The organism is Microbacterium sp. NPDC086615 (assembly GCF_040686055.1).
GTDB lineage: Bacteria > Actinomycetota > Actinomycetes > Actinomycetales > Microbacteriaceae > Microbacterium.
This window is the reverse complement of record NZ_JBFBJJ010000010.1, coordinates 60,973-80,822: the sequence shown is the minus strand read 5'-3', so window position 1 is coordinate 80,822 and position 19,850 is coordinate 60,973. Positions and strand designations below refer to the sequence as shown.

The following is a 19,850-nucleotide window of genomic DNA, read 5'->3' as shown; positions in this document are numbered from 1 at the left end:
CATGCCGTACGAGATCCCGGCGCCGATGCTGGCGAAGGCCGTACCGGCGATCCCCGACCACAGCAAGGTCGAGGGCGGGTTCAGCTACGAGCCCAAATGGGACGGCTTCCGGGCGCTCGTGTCGTGGGACGGCACCGACGTCGAGATCGGCAGCCGCGGCGCGAAGCCTCTCACACGGTACTTCCCCGAGCTCGTCGCGGCCTTCGCCGAGATCCTGCCCGAGCCCTGCCTGATCGACGGCGAGGTGGTCGTCGCGCGCGGCGAGCCCGGCGCGCAGCGCCTCGACTGGGAGGCACTGTCGCAGCGCATCCACCCCGCCGCGTCCCGCGTGACGATGCTCTCGCAAGAGACCCCGGCCATGTTCATCGCGTTCGACCTGCTCGCGCGCGGCGACCGCGATCTACAGTCCGAGCCCTTCTCCGAGCGGCGGGCCCAGCTCGAAGATCTGCTCGGCGCGGTTCCTCACCCGGTTCACGTCACGCGGACGACCGACGACCCCGACCTCGCCCGTCGCTGGCTGGCGGAGTTCGAGGGCGCCGGGCTCGACGGTGTCGTCGCCAAGCCCCTCGCCCAGCCATACGCCCCGAACAAGCGCACGATGTTCAAGATCAAGCACGCCCGCACGGCTGACGTGGTCGCGCTGGGGTATCGCATCCACAAGTCGGGTCAGGGCGTCGGCTCGCTCCTCGTCGGGCTCTACGACGACGAGGGTCGACTCCATGGCGTCGGCGGCGTATCCGCCTGGACCGACAAGCGTCGTCTCGAGCTGATCGACGAGCTCGCCCCCTTGGTCGAGCGGGATGCCGACGGCGAAGCGGTCGTCGGAGAGACCGATCGCTCGCGGTTCTCGGCATCCAGAGATGTGTCGTTCGTCCGGTTACGCCCCGAGCGCGTGCTCGAGGTGCGCTACGACCAGCTCGAGGGCATGCGCTTTCGCCACACCGTGCAGTTCGAGCGGTGGCGCCCCGACCGCGACGCGCAATCGTGCACGTTCGCGCAGCTCGAAACCGTGAGCGCGTACGACCTGGGCGGCGTGCTCGACTGAGCCCGCCGCGCGGCAACCGTCGCCCCGCCGCCCCGCCCCTTGGCATGGGTCCCCGCACGTCGCCGACGAACGCTGACGTGCGCCGAATGCATGCGCCGAGCGCCCGCCAGCGTGCATTCGGCGCAGTTCACGGGCCCTCGTTGTGACCAGGGAGGGCTTCAAAGCCCCGCGGGGGGCGGGGCACGCTGAGGGGGTCACGGCCGGACCGGTCGCGGCCCGGGGCTGCGGTGCGGGTGCCGCCGGAGAGGTCTCGGCCGGCGCCACCCCGGGAGGTCACCGGTCGAGGATCACGCCTCGGGTGCCTTCGCGCGCGACGGCTGCACACGCGGCGGCTCGCCAGGCATCTTCGGGAACTCCGGAGGGAACGGCAGCTCGCCCAAGCCGTTGTCGAGATCGCGCTCCCACCACTCCAACAGCGTGTCGATGCGGCCGGGATTCGCCGCGAAGTCAGCCCACGGGTCGCCGACGGATGCCAACCGGTCGGGAATTGTCCGCACCGTGAATGCGCTCGGGTCGAGACCGTCGAGCTCGTCCCATCCGATCGGAGTCGACACGGTCGCGGCGGGCAGGGCGCGCGGCGAGTACGCCCCCGCCATCGTGCGGTCGCGGTTCGCCTGGTTGAAGTCGACGAAGATGCGTTGCCCCCGCTCCTCTTTCCACCAATTGGTGGTCACGGCATCCGGCATCCGCCGCTCCAGCTCCCGGGCCGCGGCGATCACCGCGTGCCGAACGTCGAGGAACTCGTGCGTCGGCTCGATCGGGCAGAACACGTGCAGGCCGCGGTTGCCGCTCGTCTTGATCCAGGCCTCGAGACCCGCCTCGCGCAGCACGGCGCGCAGCTCAAGCGCGGCGGTCACGGCCTCGGAGATGCCGGTGCCCGGCTGCGGATCGAGGTCGATGCGGAGTTCGACGGGGTGATCGGGGTCGCTCGCGAGCGACGCCCACGGATGGAAGACGATCGTGTTCATCTGCGCCGCCCAGACGGCGGTGCCGATCTCGGTGACGATGAGCTGCGGATGCCGCCGCCCGCTGTTGTACGTGACGGTGACCGCCTCCACGAAATCGGGGGCCCCCTTCGGCGGGTTCTTCGAGAAGAAACTCTCACCGCCGATGCCCTCGGGAAAGCGTTCGAGCGAGACAGGGCGATTCCCGTTGGCCGCGAGGAACGGATCGGCGACGGCGAGGAAGTACTCGGCCAACTCGCGCTTGGTGATGCCCACTTCGGGCCACAGCACCCGGTCGGGACTCGACAGCCCGATCTCCCGGTCCCCGTGCGGGCCCGGCGCGGTCAGGGTGATGCGAGGGGATGCCATGCCCCGACGCTAGTGCGCGGGCAGGGCTCGTGTCTGCCCCGTTGCGGTGCGTGGTCGTCGCGTTCCCTCGCTCGAGCCGAGGCGCGGACCATGCGCACTCCTGCTTTCGCGCTCGAGGTGCAGCCGGGCCCCGGGGCAGGGAGGCCCCGAGCATCACGGCAGCCGCCCGCTGTCCACCCCGAGCCGTGGCATCCGGCCGCCCGTACGCTCGAACGATGACCTCCGCTGCCGCCCGCACCGCCCTCGAGATCGCCGACTGGCGTCGCCGCGTGTTCGCCCTCTACGACGCCGTGCGCGAGGCGGATGACCCCGAGGAGGCGCACGAGCTCTGGCGTATCGAGCGCGACGCACTCTTCGCCGGGCATCCCGCGACGCCTCTGCTCCCCGAGCAGCGTGAGGCGTTCACGGGTCTCCCGCTCGCGCCCTACGACACGGCGTGGCGGTTCGACGTACCGCTGCTCGACGCCGACGAAGCGTCGTTCGTCGCCACGACCGGAACCGACGGCGAAGTCGGCTTCGAACGCATCGGCCGCGTCGAACTACCGGACACGGGATCTCTCGACGTGTGGCGGCTGACCTCGTACGGCGGGGGCTTGTTCATCCCCGTTCGCGATGCCGCCGCCGGACGCCCTAGCGGCACCTACGGCGGTGGCCGCTACCTCATCGACACAATCAAGGGCGCCGACCTCGGCCGGGGCGCGACCCCGGAGACGCTCGTGATCGACTTCAACTTCGCGTACAACCCCTCGTGCGCGTACGACCCGATGTGGGCGTGCCCGCTCGCGCCGGCGGGCAACGTCCTGCCGGTCGCCGTCCCCGTCGGCGAGCTGTACGGGGTCTGACGGCTCCGACGCCCGAGCCCGCGGCATCCGCACGCGGGCGAAACTCCTGAGGAATGGGCCCTCGCGCGGATGAAACCGCACGCCGAAACCGCTAGTGCGCGGAAGCTCAGGAGTTTCGCACGCGGCGCTCGGGCGCGCGAGGCTCGAACGGCACGGGACGCGCCGGTCCGAGCCCTGACGCACAGCCCGCAGTCGGTCCCGCGCACACCGCGCGAGGACTAGCCCCGCGACGAATTACTCCGCGAGCGCCAGAACCGGAGCGAGGTCGGCGCGCGACAGACGGATCCACGGGCCGGCGGGATCGACGAGCAGGCCGGTGAGCCCCTCGTCGCTCGCGAGGGCCTTGGCCAGCTGTTCCGCCTTGAGCGGCACGGGCTGGTCGCCGCGACCGAGCGCGAGGAGCTCGAGCGGGTGCGAGAACACCTCGAGGAAGCGCTCGCCCGTGGCGGAGCGCGACTCGGCGACGCCGACCGCTCCGCCCTCTTCGGTCTGGTTCACCGCGATCCAGAGCGGGACACCGTCGACGATCGCCGAGACGATCGCGGATGCCGTGTCGTCGGTGCGCTTCTCGCTGAGCGCGGTCTTGACGCGCAGCTGCTCATCGGCCTCGCCGACCATTCGCTCCAGCAGCGCCGACGGCAGCACGGCACGCGCGTCGTCGGACGCCGGGTCGAGGACGATTCCGGCGTACGGACCGTCGAGGACGTGCCGCAGGAGCGCCATGATCGGCTGCCCCATCGCGGAGGTGTCGCGGTCGCCGTCGGCCTCGACGCTCTTGCTGAGCGCCTGGCCACTGCTGTAGGCGAGGACGAGCTGTTCGTCTCCGCGGGTCGCGATCGCGAGGGGCAGGTCCTTGCCCTCGGCGAGAAGAGCGCGTGCGTCACCCTTCACGCGCAGGAAGACGTGTCCCTGCAGCAACTGGCGAGCGACGTTCAGCAGCTGAGGAGGCTCCGGCTGGCCCTTGATCTCGGCCAGCGCCGTCGCGAGAAGCGCGTTGTCGCGCAGGCCGGGGATCGACTCGAAGCCCTCGGGCGCCTCCATCGGGCCCGGCTGCCGCGCCGACGGACGTGCCGCGACCGGCGGCGTCGAGGGGGTCTCGGGAGCGGCACCGACCCCGCGGAACGAAGAGGTCGAGATGGTGACGTTCGGGGTGGGTGCGGCGGCGGCTTCGGTGCCGGCGTCCGCGGAATCGGTGGCGTCGCTTGGACCGGCCGGGTCGACGGGCTGCTCGCCCGGTTCGATCGTGGTGTCGGCGCGGTCGTCGGACTTGTTTCGGCGCGAGAAAAGAGCCATTGGGCCAGCCTAGCCGCGTGCCTTCTTCTCGCGTCGCCCCCGGGTGAACTCGGAGGTGACCCTCCGGCTAGAGCTTGGTGATCGGCGCGATCTTGATCAGCAGCTTCTTCGGGCCGACGGTGTCGAAGCGCACGTGCGCGACGCGTTTCGCTCCCTCGCCCGTCACGGCATCCACACGACCTTCACCGAAGTCGTCGTGACGGATGCGATCACCCGATGCCAGGACCATGTCGCCGTTGTCGCGAACCTTCGCGGGAATGCGGTTGGGGAACTTGCTCGGGTCGGCCGGCGCGCGCTTCGGCAGCGGGACGAGGTCGTCTCCGTAGCGGCTTCCGCCCCCGCTCTGACCCGGGCGGCGGCCGCGCGCATTCAGCGCGCGCGACTGCGACCCGCCTCGACCGTTGACGTCGCCCGGCGACTGGCGCCAGTCGATGAGGTCGGCCGGGATCTCTTGCAGGAAACGGCTCGGCATCGCCACCGTGACCTCGCCGAACTGCGCGCGGGTCATCGCGAGCGACACGTGCAGACGCTTACGCGCGCGCGTGATGCCGACGTAGAAGAGTCGCCGCTCCTCCTGAGGACCACCGGGCTCGTTCGCCGAGATTCGGTGCGGGAGCAGGTCCTCCTCGACACCGGTCAGGAAGACGGCGTCGTACTCGAGACCCTTCGCGGTGTGCAGGGTCATGAGGGAGACCGAGCCGGACGCGTCGTCGAGGTCGTCGGCATCCGCCACCAGCGTCACCTCGGTGAGGAAGTCGATCACCGTTCCCTCGGGGTTGTTCCGCGCGAACTCACGAGTGACCGCGATGAGCTCGTCGAGGTTCTCGAGGCGGGCCTCGTCTTGCGGGTCTTTGCTCGCGCGCAGGGCGTCGAAGTATCCGCTCTTGTTGAGCAGCAGGGTGAGTCCCTCGGTGACCGAGGTGGAGGGAGCGAGTTCCCCGGATGCCGGGAGCATGATCGCTGTGGCCTCGGTGAGCACCGCGTCGAGCTGGTCGATCGCCTTCTGGAGCTTAGGCCCGACGCCGATCTGCGCGGAGTTGGCCAGGGCGTCACGGAAGGTGATGTCGTGTTCGGCGGCGTAGCGCGCGATGGCCGTCTCGGTCACGTCGCCGATACCGCGTCGCGGGCGGTTCAGGATGCGGCGGACCGCCATGCCGTCGGCGGGGTTCGCCACGGCGACGAGGTAGGCGAGCGCGTCTTTGATCTCGGCGCGCTCGTAGAACTTCGTGCCGCCCATGATCTTGTAGGGCACGGCCGAGCGGATGAAGATCTCTTCGAGCGCACGCGACTGCGAGTTGGTGCGGTAGAAGACCGCGATGCCGGAGTAGTCGACGCCCTTCTTGTGCAGCGCCTCGATCTCGTCGGCGACGAACTGCGCCTCGTCGTGCTGCGAGTAGCCGGTGAAGCCGATGATCGGGTCGCCCGCCCCGACGTCGGTCCAGAGCTTCTTGTCTTTGCGGTCGAAGTTGTTCGCGATGACGGCGTTGGCCGCCGACAGGATGTTCTGCGTCGAGCGGTAGTTCTGCTCGAGCAGCACGACCTTCGCGCCCGGGTAGTCGCGCTCGAACTCGCTGATGTTGCGGATGTCGGCGCCGCGGAAGGCGTAGATCGACTGGTCGGAGTCGCCGACGACGGTGAGCGACGCGGCGCCCCCGTCGGTCCCTGAGCCTGTCGAAGGGTCGGCGTCGAAGATCATCATGCCGCCGGAGGAGAACGGCTCGGCGTCGGACCCCACGGGCCGGGTGAGCTCGTGGATCAGCGCGTACTGCGCGTGGTTGGTGTCCTGGTACTCGTCGACCAGGATGTGGCGGAAGCGCTTGCGGTAGCGGTCGGCCACCTGCGGGAAGGCACGGAAGAGATAGACGGTCTGGGCGATCAGGTCGTCGAAGTCGAAGGCGTTGGCCCGCTGCAGCTCGCGCTGGTACGACGAGAAGATCTCGACGAAGATGCGCTCGGCGGGGTCGCTCATGTTGGCCGATCGCGCATACGATTCCGCGTCGGCGAGCTCGTTCTTGAGCTTCGAGATGCGGCTCTGCGTGCCGGCGGGGGTGAGTCCGAACGAATCGCCCTCGTGCTCTTTCACGAGACGCTTGATGAGCGCCCGCGAGTCGCCCGAGTCGTAGATCGTGAAGGCCTTGGTGAAACCGAACTGCTCGGCCTCGCGCCGCAGGATCCGCACGCACGCGGAGTGGAACGTCGAGATCCACATGCCATCGGCCTTCTGACCGATCAGCTGATGCACGCGCTCGCGCATCTCGCCCGCGGCTTTGTTCGTGAAGGTGATCGCGAGGATCTGGCTGGGGTACGCCTCGCGCGTGCGCAGCAGCGAGGCGATGCGCCGGGTGAGCACACTCGTCTTTCCCGAGCCGGCACCGGCCACGATGAGCAGCGCCTGCCCGCGGTAGGTCACGGCCTCGCGCTGGGGGCCGTTGAGACCCTGGAGGAGGTCGGCGTCGGGGCGGGCATCCGACGGTGCGGGACCGCCGACGATCAGGGGCGTGGAGGCGTCGGTCATGGCGCGTCCAAGTCTAGGCGGGGGCTCCGACATGGGCCTCGCCCCCTTGGCATCCGGAGTCCTCCCGCCATGATGGAGGCATGCGCCTCATCCTCAACATCCTGTGGCTCGTCCTGTCGGGCTTCTGGCTCTTCGTCAGCTACATGCTGGCGGGGATCGTGCTGTGCATCCTCATCGTGACGATTCCGTGGGGCATCGCGGCGTTCCGCATCGGGCTTTACGCGCTCTGGCCCTTCGGGCGCGAGATCGTGGCCAAGCCGACCGCGGGAGTCGGTTCGTTCCTCGGCAACGTGGTGTGGGTCATCCTCGCCGGGTGGTGGCTCGCCCTCGAGCACATCCTGACCGGCATCGCGCTGTGCATCACGATCATCGGCATCCCGCTGGGCATCGCGAACTTCAAGCTCGTGCCGGTGTCGCTCATGCCGCTGGGTAAGGAGGTGCGCGACATTCGTCGGGGCGGTCCGTTCGACCGCACCCTGGGGAGCTGACTAGAGCGTCGAGCGTTCGCGAGAGCGCTGCGGAAGAGCGAGCAGGATGCCGACGACCGTCACGACCGCACCCGTCACGGCCGCGCCGATGACGAGCTCGGCGGGGATGTCACCGTCGCGCCCGCCTGTGAGCCGGACGAGGTCCCAGGGCAGCACCCCGATCTGCTCGTTCCACGAGCGCAGGGCGTCGCCGGCCCCCACGACGGCGATCGTCACCGCGGGCAGGGCGTACGCGATCCCCATCCCGGCCAGGGCGACACCGGTCGCGCGCCGGCGCCCCAGCTGCGGGCGCAGCGACCAGCCGGCGACGACGAACACCCATGCCAGGAGCGCGAACGCCAGCGCGAGATAGAGCACGCGGACCATCGGCATCGCCCACAGCGCAGGCCAGATCCCCTCGGGACCCGAGAGCGAGATCACCGCGAGCGCGACGACGCACCGCAGGACGAGCGCTCCTCCGACGGCGGCGATGATCGGCCACGGCGAGCGCTTCCCGAGCAGGAGTCGCACGACGATGGCGAAGAAGAGCCACCCGAGCACGGCGAGGGCGGCACCCCAGAGCCCGTCGCGCGGAGTCTGCACGACGCGCGTGGCGACGAGGACACCCGCGGGGACGACGATCATGAGCCAGCGGTCGAGGGGCAGCAGGCCGAGGCTCGATTCCGCCGCCCGCCACGGCCGCGTCGAGGCGATCCAGCTCGCGCGAGCGGCGGCGGCACCGGGACGGCGAACGAGACGCGTGCGGGCCGCGACCATGCCGACGACGATCCAGACCACCCCGAACAGCAGCAGAATGCGGGCGAGCCACTCGGTCGTGGAATCGACTTCGATGGGCGTCCGCGCGAACGGATCGACCAGCATCGCCAGGATGCCGCCGGACACCAGCAGTCCGCCGGCGACGATCAGGGCCAGGATGCCTCGCCCCGCCGTCGTCGCCATGCACCTACGTTACACAGCGGTTCCTGAGCGTCCGTCCGGCAGAGGACGGGGTCAAGCGCCGCCGCTCGCGCCCCGCCCCGCGTACCGTCGCGCGGAGTTCATCACCGACACGCCGCCACACGGCATCCGGAACCGGCGTGTTCCCGACGACCTCCGCCCGACGGCACGGCAGCTCGCCGGCGCGGCCACACGCGCGGCCAGATTGTGTAACAATCCACTCATGCTTTCCGCTCTCGCGATCCTCGCTGCGGCGCTGTGCTTCTCCACGACCGGAACCGCGCAGGCGCTCGCCGGCGTCGACGCCTCGCCTCTGGCGGTCGGGGCGGCGCGGATCGTCGTGGGCGGCGGCATCCTGGGTCTGCTCGCCCTCGCGCGCCGCCCGCGCACGCCGACGCCGACAGGATCGCGCTTCTCGACCGCGGGACTGATCGCGGTGGGAGCGATCGGCGTCCTCGCCTATCAACCTCTCTTCTTTCTTGGGACGCGCGAGAACGGCGTCGCGATCGGCACGGTCGTCGCCCTCGGATCGGCCCCCATCGCGACGGGGATCGTGGATGCCGTGCGCTCGCGCCGTCTCCCCTCCCCCCGGTGGATGCTCGCCACCGCCATCGCGCTCACCGGCGTCGTGCTCGTGTCGGGCGTGACCGGCGGGGCGGTGGCGCTCGCGCCGGGCGGACTGCTCGCCTCGGCCGGCGCGGGAATGTCGTACGCCCTCTATACGGTGTGCGGAAAGGCGCTGATCGAGAGGGGGTGGGACTCCACGCGCGTGATGGGAACGGTGTTCGGCGTGGCCGCCGTCGCGAGCCTGCCGGTTCTGCTGATCGCGGGAGGGTCGTGGCTCGCAACCCCCAACGGGCTGGCGCTCGCCCTCTGGCTCGGAGTCGTCACGACGACGGTCGCGTACCTGCTGTTCGGCTGGGGTCTGGCGCGCCTGACGGCCGTCACGGTCTCGACGCTCACCCTCGCCGAGCCCCTCGCGGCGACCCTTCTCGGCCTCTTCGTGCTGCACGAGCAGCTCACACCCGTTAGCGCGTTCGGCCTCGCGCTCATCGCCGTCGGCCTCGCCGTCGTGTCGGTTCCGTCTCGTCGACGTCAGGAGGTTCCGGATGCCACGGCCCCCGCGTGACTCCCCCGCCTCCGCCGCGACAGCAGCCTACGTACCCGGCCCTCGCGCGGCCGACCTCGTCGCGGACGCGGTGCGTGCCGGCATCCTCTCCGGCGAACTGGCGCCCGGCACGCCCCTTCGGGAGGAGGAGCTGAGCGCGACGCACGGCGTCTCGCGGCACACCGCCCGCACGGCGCTCACCCGGCTCACCGCCGAGCGCCTCGTCACCGCGGAGCCTTATCGCGGCGTCCGCGTTTCTCTCCTCGACGACGACGCGCTCGTCGCCCTGCAGCAGTTGCGCTGCGCCCTCGAGACCGAAGCGGTGCGGATCGCGCGGGATCGCGGCATCCGTCCGGCCGAGGTCGACGCCGCCCTCGATGCCCTCGCCGCCGCCGAGGCATCCGGAGACTGGCCCGCCACGCTCGACGCGCACGCGCGCGTGCATCTCGCGCTCGTCGATGCGGCCGGCAGCCCGCGGATCGCGGAGGAGTATCGGCGCCTCGATTCCGAGATGCACCTGCTGCTGACGCATGTGCGCCCGGCGTACGCGCCCGGGGCTCTGACCGAGGAGCATCGCGCGTACGTCGAGGAGGCGTGGGCGGATCCGCAACGGGCCGTGCGCGCCCATCTGGAGCACTCGACGCGGGCGATCCTGGAGAGTCGGCGAGCTTCTTCGCCACGCGACGACACATCCGGTCACGATCCGCAACGCCCGTAGGAGGCCCGTCGGGCCCGGGTTAGCGTGGGGGCACATCGCGGCGATCCGGGCGGTCCCGGGCCTCGGCTCATAACCGAAGGCGTGGCGGGTTCGACTCCCGCCGTCGCGTCCACGTCTCGGTTCCCGCCGAGCCCTTCGCTTCGACCTCCCGGCCGCGGCGCCTCCCCGTGAGTGTCCAACACACCCTGAGACCGCCGGAGAATCGTCCGGGTGTTCTGGACACTCAAGAGGGGATCGCGCGCAGACCCTGCCATGCTGAAACCATGACCCGCCCCGCACCCCAGGACGTCCCCGTCGGCAGCGAGAGCATCCGCCTCAGCGCGTTCCTGAAGTTCGCCGGCATCCTGGACTCCGGCGGAGACGCCAAGGAGGCGATCATCGACGGCTACGTGACGGTGAACGGCGAGGTCGAACGGCGACGCGGGCGGCAGTTGCAGCTCGGCGACGTGGTCGGATTCGAGGAGCGCGCGTTCCGCGTTCAGCCCTGACCCCGCAGGCACATTGCCGTCAACTAAGACGTGACGCGCTGCTTCTACTCGGCCTATCCATCCCCGCGCGCCGCAACACCCTACACTGCGATTCCATGGGCAAAGGCAGCCGACTACGACGGCTTCGATCAGAAGCGGCGCTCGCGCGGCACGCGACCTACCCGTGGGGTGCCGCACAACCCCTACTGGATCTCACCGCCGAGTACCCGTCCCTCACGCAGATCGAGCGTACAGTCAACGACACCAGCGAGCTCGAGGCCTCACGCCAGAAGCACCTCGGGCGAAAGAAGCCCCCCTCTCAACCAGAAGCGCGCGTCATCGCCGCCGTGGGGAAAACGGGAGATTACCCTTTCGCCTCGTCGGAATTGATCGAGGAATGGATGCGGGGTTGGGAAATGCCCTCCCGATCCGGGAGCCCAACGAGTGGAGCCGGTCGGATCAAGACGTCGTCGTCGGTCTTTGTGGCGATCACGGACGACGATGACATGCCGTCGTCCTCGGCCGCCAGAGACCGACCCACAGTGAGCATCCCGATCCGATACATAGAACTCTGTTCGCGAATCGCTGACGTCTTCCCTCTTTTCGCAACCGTCACGCGGTCAGGCTTGACATGGCAGCAGGTCGGCGAAGCACGAAGAGCGTTGTTCGAGTACACCGATCCGAACACGGCGACGCCCGCGACGACGGAAGACCTCATTCACAACACCGCCGATGAGATATTCACTACTCGGGTGACTTCGGCTGCGGTACGTTGGGCGATCGCCCACGAGATGGCGCATCTCCGCACGACGGCCACACAGAGACATGCTGCGTACGAAAAGGTCCACCAGCTGTGGCCCTCTCTCCAAGAGGATGAATGGGACTCGCTCCGAGGAGAATTGGAACCATTCGGGGGGATTCTCTACAAGTACCGCGACGAGATCGCGTGCGATCTTCTCGCCAATCAGTTCGTACTCGATTCTGCGTTCTCGTCTGACGACCTTCTCACCCAGGCCTGCGGATCACTGCTTGCTCTCGAGGCGCTCGTGTGGAACGGCTGGCACACCGACAAATCAGCGCGCTCGGACACTCACCCGTCTCCTTCACTGCGGTTCATGCTCGTCTACCAGGACTGGCTCGACGTCGTCGGCGAACTGACAACCTGGCAATACCGCACACCCCCTGATGTCTTGGCACTGCAGGATTTCGCCTACTTCTACGCCTTCCAGAGATGGGGGGTCGGCGCGTACTCGCAGCACCGCAGCGGCTCTCAGTGGGGCCAAGATATCTCGGAGATCCTCTCGACTCTCGAGCACGTGGCTCCTGGCGACGGCCCACCCACCATCTACGCGAAGGATGCGGGGGGACGAATACGAAGGGTGCAGCCTCACCCCTAGCGCCCGTCATCGGCAGGGTTGACTACCGAACTGAACGAGAGCGGAAACGCGAAGGCCCGCCCCCTCATCGGGAGACGGGCCTCACGGCATCCGAGGTTCGGGCCCGGATGCCGTCACACCTCAATGCTCGTCGTAGTGATCGGCGTGGGCCGCGTGACGGTGACCGTCGTGCACGTAGTCGACGTGGTCGTCGTGCTCGACGGCCTCGTGGCCGCAGTCGTCGCCGTGGGCGTGCTCGTCGACGGTGTGCTCAGCCTGGGCCTCGTGCTCGTCGTAGTGATCGCCGTGCAGCGCGTGGTGGTGCGTGCCGTGCACGTAGTCGACGTGGTCGCCGTGCTCGACGGCCTCGTGGCCGCAGTTGTCGCCGTGCGCGTGCTCGTCGACGGTGTGCTCGGCGTGGGTCTCAGTGGTGCTCATGTTCGTTCCCCTGGTCGGTCGTTTCCTGGACGTGGGCGATCGCATCGAGCACGACGTGCGCGACGTGCTGATCGGCGAGGGCGTATCGGATCTCTTTTCCCTCGCGCTCGGATTCGACCAATCCCGCCTGCCGCAGCGTGCGCAGGTGTTGCGACACCAACGGTTGCGACAGGCCGGCCTGCTCGGCGAGCGCGCCGACCGTGAGCGGTTCGCGGCTCAGCAGCCACACGAGCGCGAGACGCGAGTCGTTGCCGAGGACCTTGAACAGCTCGGCGGCGTCAGCGAGCCCCGCGATCTTGTCCACATCTCAAGAAGACCACACACATAAACGCTTTGCAATACGTTTAGGCAATCAAGAACGGTTCTCGTTCGCGTTATCGCCGGGGTCGTCGCCGCGCGGCGGCTCGAGCTTCATCCACCCGAACGTCGCGGCATCCTGAATCTCCTCCGCCTGGCGGCGCCGCAGCATCGCGCGACCCCGCGACGCCCCGAGCCCCGCGAGCGCGAGACCGATCGCGACACCGGCGATCAGACCCCACCACTCCACGCCGCGAGTCTACGAACGACTCACCCCTGTCGCCCCTTGAAGCGCGGATTGAGCTTGTTGATCACGAAGACCTTGCCGCGTCGACGCACGACCTGCGCGCCGGGCTGCTTCTTCAGGGATTTGATCGAGGCGCGAACCTTCATGGCGTTCTCCTTTTTGATAACCGTTCTCATTAACAAGGTAAGGTGTCGAGAGCTCCCTGACAAATGAGAGGTGGATGCCATGCGCCGAACGATCGCCATCATGGGCGTCTGCGCCCCCGAACGCCGGTCCTACGCCGAACGAACCGCCATCGCCCTGGGGAGACCGCTCCACCTGCTGCGCTTCGCCGACCTCCGCGCCGCGCACGCGCTGCCCCTGCCTCGGCCACGAACCGACGAAGAGCACGTGGTCGTCGACATGGCCGCCGACGTCGACCTCATCCACTCGATCGCCGCGCGTGGGGGTTCCGAGGTCGAGGCCGTCTGCGTCGTGGACGCGCGGCACATGATCGGCGACCTCCTCGACGACACCGCGCTCGTGGCATCCGCCGCCCCCGGCGACACGCGTGGAGACGTCGGTGCCCGCGCGCGCCAGGCCGCTCTCGCTCTCGAGCTGGCGACCCGCATCGTCTGGATCAACTGGGAGCAGGTGCCGACACCCGCCCTCGCCGTGCAGATGGCTCTGGCGTCGCACCTGAACCCGGGCGCGGTGGTCCGGCTGACGCGCGACCCGCTCAACGACCTCGCGTCCGAGGCGTCGCACGAGGGCGAGATCCTCGAGCGCGCCGGATGGGTCCACGCCCTGAACGACGAGCACGACCCCTACATGCGCGACAACCGCGTCATGACGCTTCGCTACGAGCAGGTCCGCCCGTTCCACCCTGCGCGTCTCTCCGCCGCCCTCGACCGGCTCGATGACGGGGCTGCGGGACGCCTCGTCCGCTCGGCGGGATTCTGCCGCCTCGCCAGCCGTCCCGGCATCCTGGCCCGGTGGGAGCACGTGGGCTCGGCGATGTGGATCGAACCGATCGGGGCCGACGACGGCCGCATGGGCCTCGGTCAGGAGATCGCGTTCACGGGACTCGATCTCTCCGTTCCACGGCTCGCGCACATCCTCGACGACGCCGCGTTGACCGACGCCGAGCTCGCCGCCGGTCCCGCAGCGTGGACCTCGTTCGACGACCCGCTCCCCGCCTGGCCCGCGGTCGAGTCGTCGATCCCGGATGCCACGGACTGACGCGCGCTGCGACGGCACGGGCCGCGGTTCCCCGACGGCACACGCTGCCCGACGGCGCGGCACGCGCCCCGATCTCGCGACGACACGCGCTGCCCGACGGCGCGGCACCGTGACGGCGGGAGGAGAGGGGACGGGCGGAGGACGATCCGGGCGGAAGAGTCCTGCCCTGGCCCCCTGTCCTCCCCCGGCCCCTCGCACCTCTCGCCCTCGAGCGCAAGCCTGTCGACCACGACGGGGCGAGGGCGCACCGTGGACGCATGAGCACTCCTGACATCCCCTCCCGCCACGCCGACGACGCCCACGCCGACTCGGCCGCCCCCACCGACGCCGTAACCGACGAAGTGCGCGAAGACGCCGCCGAGGCCGAAGAGCACGTCGATCTCGCCGACGACACGGGCAACGCCGTCGACCCCGGCTTCCCGGCCGCGGAGGGCCACGCCTGAGCGCGACAGCCTTCATCGGGATCTCCGGTTGGCGCTATCCGCGCTGGCGGGGAGACTTCTACCCGCGCGGGCTCGCGCAACGGCGTGAGCTCGCGTACGTCGGCGAGTGTCTCCGCAGCGTCGAGCTGAACGGCTCGTTCTACTCGCTGCAGCGTCCTGAGAGCTACCGGCGCTGGCGCGAAGAGGTGCCGGCGAACTTCGTCTTCGCGGTCAAAGGATCGCGCTACGTCACGCACATGCTGCGCCTCGTCGGTGTGCAGACGGCGCTCGCGAACTTCTTCGCGTCGGGGGTGCTCGCGCTCGGCCCGACCCTCGGCCCGTTCCTCTGGCAGTTGCCCGAACGGGTGGATTTCGATCCCGACGTGCTCGACGGCTTCCTTTCGCAGCTCCCGCGGACGACCGGCGCCGCCCTCGAACTCGCACGGCAGCACGATCAGCGAGTGGACGGCCGCGACTGGCTCGAGGTCGAGGCCGATATGCCCCTCCGCCACGCGCTCGAACCGCGCTCGGCATCTTTCTCCGATCCGCGGGCGGCCGAGATCCTTCGCGCACACGGGGTCGCCCTCGTCCTCGCCGATACCGCGGGCCGCTGGCCCGTCTTCGACGCCCTCACCGCCGACCACGTCTACGTGCGACTCCACGGCTCCACCGAGCTCTACGCGAGCGGCTACGCCGGCCAGGAGCTCGATGCCTGGGCCGATCGCATCCGCGGCTGGCTCGACGGCACCGCTTCGACGGACGGCGTGCCGCGCGATGTCTATGCCTACTTCGACAACGACGCGCGTGGCCGCGCTCCGCATGATGCGGTGGCACTGGCCGATCGGCTGCGCTGAGGGCGACGCACACGACTCCACCCCTCCAGCCTCGAGCGCTGACGCCGCCGCCCTCCCCCGACCCCCAGTCTCGAGACCCTCGATCCCGAGTCGTCAGCCCGGGCACTCCGCCCCGACGTCGGCCGCGACCTCAGGCGATACGCGTCCCCGGCGGCAGGCGCTTCGCCGGTGTACGGGTCCGGCCGATTCCCCAGATCAGCAACCCGGCCGCGATCAGCAGTTGCACGATCAGCCCCACGAACCAGCTGGGAACCGTGCCCTCGAGCTGCTCCTCCGGCGTCTCGTACGACGGGACGTCGGGTGCCACGCACCCGTCGAACCGCGTCTCGGTTTCGGGCGCCTTCTGAGCGAGGCGGACGCTATAGGCGATCTGCGAGAACAGGTCGCGGGGATACCCGTCGACGTAGGTCGGCGGCGTGGCATCCGCCAGGATCACGAACGGGTTCGCGGCCAGCGCCCACCACACGCGATCGAAGCGCGGCACCTCCGAGGTGTAGCGGTTCTCGATGCACGGGAGCTCCTCGTACGACGGGCACCCGGTGTCCCGGGGCCGCACGCCGGGATCACAGCCCTCAGGTGCAGCGCTCCAGTCGAAGTCGCGCGTGATCGACACCTGCTCGGACCGCAGGGCGAGTCCGCCGAGACCGAAGGCGATCAGCGTTCCGATCGACAGCGCGGCGATGACGAGATACGTGCTCGCGACCGAGAAGATCGGCCGCGCGACCACGGCGCTGAAGCCGACACCGACGGCGGCCACGACCCCGACCTCGAGGACCAGGATGCCGAGCGAGGCGAGGATCACGCCCGGGTTCAGGCCGCCCGCCGCGGTGGCGACGACGAGGAACGGCGCGGCCACGACGAGGAAGGCGAGCCCCGAGATCCACGCGGCGAGGAACTTGCCGATGACGATCTCGGCCGTCGTGACGAGCGTCACTTGGACGGGCGCGAGGGTTGCGGCGTCCCGATCCCCGTTCACGGCACTGCCGCTGAGGGTCGGGGACACGAGCAGCACGAGCAGGAGCACGAGCATGATGACGAGGGAGAAGAACCATTCGTTGCCCCCGCTGGCGAGCGCGAACGACGCGAACGACAGCGCGAGGACAGCCATCAGGATGACGAAGAACACCCCGAGCAGCACGTACCACCCGACCGAGCGCACGCGCTGACGCAGCTCGATGCCGATCACGGTCCTGAGACGGTGGAGGTTCATGCGGGGCTCCCCTCGCCGCCGGGGCCGACTCTGAGGTCGAGGAAGGCGTGTTCGAGATCTCCCACCGCCGGAGCGAACTCGACCACCGGGACGCCGGCACCGACCAGCGCGCGAAGCCCGGCGACGGCCCCCGCCTCGTCGGCGAACGGCACGAGCAGGTCTCGGCGATCGACCCCGACCTCGTCGGGGGCACGCCCGAGCGCCGCCGCGACCTCGGCGCGACCCGCCTGCGCCCCGCGCGACGGATCGGTGAGCAGCCGCACCCGCCACGACCGTGTGCGCGTCGCCGCCGCGGCGACCCGGTCGGTTCCGACCGTGCGGCCGTCCATCATGAAGACCGCGTCGTCGACGACCTCCTCGAGCTCGGACAGCACGTGGCTCGAGATGAGGATCGTGCGCCCCTCGGCGGCCAGGCGCCGCAGCAGCACGCGCAGCGCGATGCGCGCCTGCGGGTCGAGCCCCGACGCCGGTTCGTCGAGCAGCAACACCTTCGGGTCGTGCACGAGAGCCCGCGCGAGCGCGAGACGCTGCTTCTGCCCGCGAGAGAGCACCCGCGCCGCGGACGTCGCGAGCGGGGCGAGGTCGACGAGCGCCAGGAGTTCGTCGGCACGCGTGCGCGCCGCCGCGCGCGGAAGGTCGTAGAGCTGCGCCGTCGCGACGAGGACCTCGCGCGCCGTCAGGCTCGGCCACGCGCCCAGAGAGTCCGGCATCCACCCCAGAAGACGGCGCGCACCCGTGGGGTCGGCGATCGGGTCGACGCCGCCGATCCGCACCTCACCGGCGTCGGGCTGAAGCAACGAGGCGAGCATCAGCATGAGCGTCGTCTTGCCCGAGCCGTTGGGGCCGACGAGCCCCGTCACCCGGCCCGGTGCCGCCGCGAACGTCACGTCCTGCACCGCGTGAACGGTCCCGAACGAGCGCCGCACCCCCGCCGCGTCGATCCCCACATCCATGGCCCCACCCTAGAGGGGCCCTCCGACATCGCCTCGGGAGAACGGATTCAGGATGCCGCGAGCGCGCGGCCGAGAGCATCGCCCGACGACCACGCGGTGCGCACCGCAGCGCTCTCGCCCCACGCGTCCCCGCACGCGGACAGACCGGGCGACCGGAAGAAGGGCTGACCGGTCGTCGCCGTCGGACGCGCGAACGTCCACCTGTGCGCGAAGGCCGAGACGGGGTCGACGGCGATCCGCAGGAGCCGGCGGGTGGCGGCGAGGACAGGCGCGATCGCCCCGTCCGGATCGTCGAGATGCAGCCGCGCGCGGTCAGCGGTCGTGTGCACGACGAGCACGGGTGCACCGTCGCCGCGGCGATCCCCGTCGTCGGCGATGAACGACACGTCCGGATCGCCGTCAACGAAGGCGCCGTGCAGATCGGCCGGCCAGTGTCGCTCCTCCCACCGCAGCACCACGGCGATGACGGGCTCCCACGCGGCCGCCGAGCCGAGACGGACGTCGGTGAGGCGCGCCGCCTGCGGTTCCGGCATCGCGAGCACGACCTCGCCCGACGGTTCCCCGTCGACGAGGTACAGCTCCACGCTCTCGACCACCCGCTCCGACACGACGTCGAGCCCCTGCGCGAGATCGAGAGCGAGTGAGCGGAGCCCGAGCGGAGCAGCCCATCGCATGGGCCCCGGCTTCGGCGTCTGGTTCCCGTCCGCGTCGACGACGACGAACGTGTCGGTCCAGGGGCGCGCGAGGTCACGCTCCTCCCAGTCCGCGACGACGTGCCCGAATCGGTCCGCCTCGCCGACGACGAAGTACGACGCCCCGAGGTCGACCGGACGCCCCTCGAACGTGCGGCTCGACAGACGCCCGCCGACGCGGCGCCCGCGATCGAGCACGCGCGCCGTCTTCCCGGCATCCTGAACCGCCCGCGCGCACGCGAGGCCCGAGATGCCACCGCCGACCACCGTCACGTCAACCGTCATGCGGCCATCCTCACGCGGCCGACCCACCGATCGGCAGGGGTTGCGGTCGGCCGTCAGCCGCGGAACACCTCGACGCCGAGGTCGGGATGATCGACGAACACCCCGTCGAGCCGTGCATCGCGAAGAACGGCCCACTCGGTCCGGAAATCACCGAATGCGGCCCGACCTCCGTGCCGACGATACCCCGGCAGGAGAAACATATTCTCGGGGCGGCATGTCCACGTGAAGACACGGAGACCCCGGCCCTGCGCCTCGGCGACGAACCGGGCGGGGCCGCGCGCCCGCCCGAGCCGCCCGGGGTCCAGAATGAGCCGTTTGTCGGGGCTGATGCCATCGACCTCGCGAGCGAGCGCGTCCAGCCCGGAGGGCGTCAACATCGACGCGTACGTCGCGGCCTCCGCCCCATCGCGCTCGCGCAGATCCCACGGCGCCCCGCCCGCTTCGATGAGCTGCACGAGCGGCGACCGGATGCCGAGCTCTCGCAGTCGCGCCAGCACGAGGGGCTCGAACGACTCGATCACCAGCGTCGGGTCGTCGAGCCAGTCCGCCTCGCGCAACTCGTCGCGAACGAGCGCCGCCATATCGAAGCCCTGGGCGGCGAACGCCGCCGCGTGCTTGATCTCGAGGACGACCCCCACACCACCCGACCGCGCGAGGTCGAGGACGTCTCGCAGACACAGCACGAACTCGGTGTCGTCGAAAGCCGCGCTGCCCGGTCGCAGGGCCGGAATCCGCTCACGGCAGCGGAGTGTGCGGAGTTCGTCCCATGTGAAGTCCTCGACGAACCACCCGGTCAGCCGCTCCCCGTCCACGACCTTCGAGGTGCGACGGTCCCCGAACTCCGGCCTCGTCGCGACGTCGGTCGTGGCGCCGATCTCGTTCTCGTGGCGGACGACCAGCATGCCGTCCTTCGAGGGGACGACGTCGGGTTCGACGGCATCCGCTCCCGCGGCGATCGCCAGCGCGTACGAGCTCGGCGAGTGCTCGGGGCGGTACCCGGGAGCGCCTCGGTGGCCGATGATCAGCGGGCGGTTGAGCGGCACCCGCCCACGGTAGCGACGGCGGGTGAACGACTCCCTTGCTCATAGCGGAATCCCAGTCAACACAAGGAATCTCGCACCCTGCTCGGC

At 70.0% G+C, this 19,850-nt stretch carries 22 protein-coding genes and 1 tRNA gene; 11 read left to right on the top strand and 12 right to left on the bottom strand.

Annotated elements, in window-relative coordinates; genetic code table 11:
• Nucleotide 1: 1 nt before the first annotated feature.
• Nucleotides 2-1,045, top strand: coding sequence for an ATP-dependent DNA ligase (locus AB0O24_RS11560; RefSeq protein WP_275797552.1), 1,044 nt, complete (start codon nucleotides 2-4; stop codon nucleotides 1,043-1,045).
• Between the two features lie 287 nt (nucleotides 1,046-1,332).
• Here AB0O24_RS11560 and ligD read toward each other — a convergent pair whose 3' ends face one another.
• Entirely contained in the window at nucleotides 1,333-2,358 is a 1,026-nt protein-coding gene (gene ligD / locus AB0O24_RS11555) for a non-homologous end-joining DNA ligase (protein WP_275797551.1), read from the bottom strand.
• Between the two features lie 215 nt (nucleotides 2,359-2,573).
• Here ligD and AB0O24_RS11550 point away from each other — a divergent pair, with 215 nt between their 5' ends.
• On the top strand, nucleotides 2,574-3,200 hold the full coding sequence (locus AB0O24_RS11550) for a DUF1684 domain-containing protein (protein ID WP_275797549.1): 627 nt from the start codon (nucleotides 2,574-2,576) through the stop codon (nucleotides 3,198-3,200).
• Nucleotides 3,201-3,434: 234 nt separating this feature from the next.
• Here the strand turns inward: AB0O24_RS11550 and AB0O24_RS11545 are convergent, their stop codons facing one another.
• Nucleotides 3,435-4,493: an SseB family protein gene (locus tag AB0O24_RS11545; protein ID WP_275797547.1), complete on the bottom strand. Its 1,059-nt coding sequence runs from the start codon at nucleotides 4,491-4,493 to the stop codon at nucleotides 3,435-3,437.
• A 67-nt stretch (nucleotides 4,494-4,560) separates the two neighbouring features.
• Nucleotides 4,561-7,008, bottom strand: coding sequence for a UvrD-helicase domain-containing protein (locus AB0O24_RS11540; protein WP_275797545.1), 2,448 nt, complete (start codon nucleotides 7,006-7,008; stop codon nucleotides 4,561-4,563).
• Nucleotides 7,009-7,088: 80 nt separating this feature from the next.
• Between AB0O24_RS11540 and AB0O24_RS11535 the strand changes: the two genes are divergently transcribed.
• Nucleotides 7,089-7,496: a YccF domain-containing protein gene (locus tag AB0O24_RS11535; RefSeq protein ID WP_275797543.1), complete on the top strand. Its 408-nt coding sequence runs from the start codon at nucleotides 7,089-7,091 to the stop codon at nucleotides 7,494-7,496.
• Here the strand turns inward: AB0O24_RS11535 and AB0O24_RS11530 are convergent, their stop codons facing one another.
• The gene (locus AB0O24_RS11530) at nucleotides 7,497-8,435 is read right to left on the bottom strand and encodes a hypothetical protein (RefSeq protein ID WP_275797541.1); all 939 of its coding nucleotides are present in this window, start codon (nucleotides 8,433-8,435) and stop codon (nucleotides 7,497-7,499) included.
• Between the two features lie 220 nt (nucleotides 8,436-8,655).
• Between AB0O24_RS11530 and AB0O24_RS11525 the strand changes: the two genes are divergently transcribed.
• The 5 genes from AB0O24_RS11525 (at nucleotide 8,656) to AB0O24_RS11505 (ending at nucleotide 12,122) form a co-directional block, all read left to right on the top strand.
• Entirely contained in the window at nucleotides 8,656-9,561 is a 906-nt protein-coding gene (locus AB0O24_RS11525) for an EamA family transporter (RefSeq protein ID WP_275797540.1), read from the top strand.
• The gene (locus AB0O24_RS11520; RefSeq protein WP_275797538.1) at nucleotides 9,542-10,258 is read left to right on the top strand and encodes a GntR family transcriptional regulator; all 717 of its coding nucleotides are present in this window, start codon (nucleotides 9,542-9,544) and stop codon (nucleotides 10,256-10,258) included. Before AB0O24_RS11525 ends, AB0O24_RS11520 begins: the two co-directional genes overlap by 20 nt.
• Before the next feature lie 36 nt (nucleotides 10,259-10,294).
• Nucleotides 10,295-10,370 (top strand) — tRNA-Met (locus tag AB0O24_RS11515).
• A gap of 151 nt (nucleotides 10,371-10,521) precedes the next feature.
• Entirely contained in the window at nucleotides 10,522-10,746 is a 225-nt protein-coding gene (locus AB0O24_RS11510; RefSeq protein ID WP_275797536.1) for an RNA-binding S4 domain-containing protein, read from the top strand.
• A 95-nt stretch (nucleotides 10,747-10,841) separates the two neighbouring features.
• On the top strand, nucleotides 10,842-12,122 hold the full coding sequence (locus AB0O24_RS11505; protein WP_307382623.1) for a hypothetical protein: 1,281 nt from the start codon (nucleotides 10,842-10,844) through the stop codon (nucleotides 12,120-12,122).
• A 120-nt stretch (nucleotides 12,123-12,242) separates the two neighbouring features.
• On the opposite strand, the gene AB0O24_RS11500 is transcribed toward AB0O24_RS11505, so the two are convergent.
• The 4 genes from AB0O24_RS11500 to ykgO are packed head-to-tail and all read right to left on the bottom strand — an operon-like array spanning nucleotide 12,243 to nucleotide 13,229.
• Nucleotides 12,243-12,539 (bottom strand): hypothetical protein, encoded by a 297-nt coding sequence (locus tag AB0O24_RS11500; protein ID WP_275797532.1) that lies wholly within the window; start codon nucleotides 12,537-12,539, stop codon nucleotides 12,243-12,245.
• On the bottom strand, nucleotides 12,526-12,843 hold the full coding sequence (locus AB0O24_RS11495; protein ID WP_275797531.1) for a metalloregulator ArsR/SmtB family transcription factor: 318 nt from the start codon (nucleotides 12,841-12,843) through the stop codon (nucleotides 12,526-12,528). Before AB0O24_RS11495 ends, AB0O24_RS11500 begins: the two co-directional genes overlap by 14 nt.
• A gap of 48 nt (nucleotides 12,844-12,891) precedes the next feature.
• Nucleotides 12,892-13,086: a hypothetical protein gene (locus AB0O24_RS11490; protein ID WP_275797529.1), complete on the bottom strand. Its 195-nt coding sequence runs from the start codon at nucleotides 13,084-13,086 to the stop codon at nucleotides 12,892-12,894.
• A 20-nt stretch (nucleotides 13,087-13,106) separates the two neighbouring features.
• A complete protein-coding gene (gene ykgO, locus AB0O24_RS11485; protein ID WP_056226526.1) occupies nucleotides 13,107-13,229 on the bottom strand; it encodes a type B 50S ribosomal protein L36 in 123 nt (40 codons plus the stop codon).
• Nucleotides 13,230-13,308: 79 nt separating this feature from the next.
• Here ykgO and AB0O24_RS11480 point away from each other — a divergent pair, with 79 nt between their 5' ends.
• The 3 genes from AB0O24_RS11480 (at nucleotide 13,309) to AB0O24_RS11470 (ending at nucleotide 15,580) form a co-directional block, all read left to right on the top strand.
• A complete protein-coding gene (locus tag AB0O24_RS11480) occupies nucleotides 13,309-14,304 on the top strand; it encodes a GTP-binding protein (RefSeq protein WP_275797526.1) in 996 nt (331 codons plus the stop codon).
• A gap of 257 nt (nucleotides 14,305-14,561) precedes the next feature.
• Nucleotides 14,562-14,747, top strand: coding sequence for a hypothetical protein (locus tag AB0O24_RS11475; RefSeq protein ID WP_275797524.1), 186 nt, complete (start codon nucleotides 14,562-14,564; stop codon nucleotides 14,745-14,747).
• Nucleotides 14,744-15,580: a DUF72 domain-containing protein gene (locus AB0O24_RS11470; RefSeq protein WP_275797577.1), complete on the top strand. Its 837-nt coding sequence runs from the start codon at nucleotides 14,744-14,746 to the stop codon at nucleotides 15,578-15,580. Before AB0O24_RS11475 ends, AB0O24_RS11470 begins: the two co-directional genes overlap by 4 nt.
• A 130-nt stretch (nucleotides 15,581-15,710) precedes the next feature.
• On the opposite strand, the gene AB0O24_RS11465 is transcribed toward AB0O24_RS11470, so the two are convergent.
• Genes AB0O24_RS11465 through AB0O24_RS11450 form a run of 4 tightly spaced genes read right to left on the bottom strand, consistent with a single transcriptional unit; the run spans nucleotide 15,711 to nucleotide 19,763 of the window.
• Nucleotides 15,711-16,790 carry an ABC transporter permease gene (locus AB0O24_RS11465; RefSeq protein ID WP_275797522.1) on the bottom strand — a complete coding sequence of 360 codons (1,080 nt, stop codon included), beginning with the start codon at nucleotides 16,788-16,790 and terminating at the stop codon, nucleotides 15,711-15,713.
• Complete coding sequence (locus AB0O24_RS11460) at nucleotides 16,787-17,743, bottom strand: ABC transporter ATP-binding protein (protein ID WP_275797520.1); 957 nt, start codon at nucleotides 17,741-17,743, stop codon at nucleotides 16,787-16,789. Before AB0O24_RS11460 ends, AB0O24_RS11465 begins: the two co-directional genes overlap by 4 nt.
• Before the next feature lie 47 nt (nucleotides 17,744-17,790).
• Nucleotides 17,791-18,720, bottom strand: coding sequence for an NAD(P)-binding protein (locus AB0O24_RS11455; RefSeq protein WP_363374965.1), 930 nt, complete (start codon nucleotides 18,718-18,720; stop codon nucleotides 17,791-17,793).
• Nucleotides 18,721-18,773: 53 nt separating this feature from the next.
• The gene (locus AB0O24_RS11450; RefSeq protein ID WP_275797516.1) at nucleotides 18,774-19,763 is read right to left on the bottom strand and encodes a glycerophosphodiester phosphodiesterase family protein; all 990 of its coding nucleotides are present in this window, start codon (nucleotides 19,761-19,763) and stop codon (nucleotides 18,774-18,776) included.
• Between the last annotated feature and the right edge of the window lie 87 nt (nucleotides 19,764-19,850).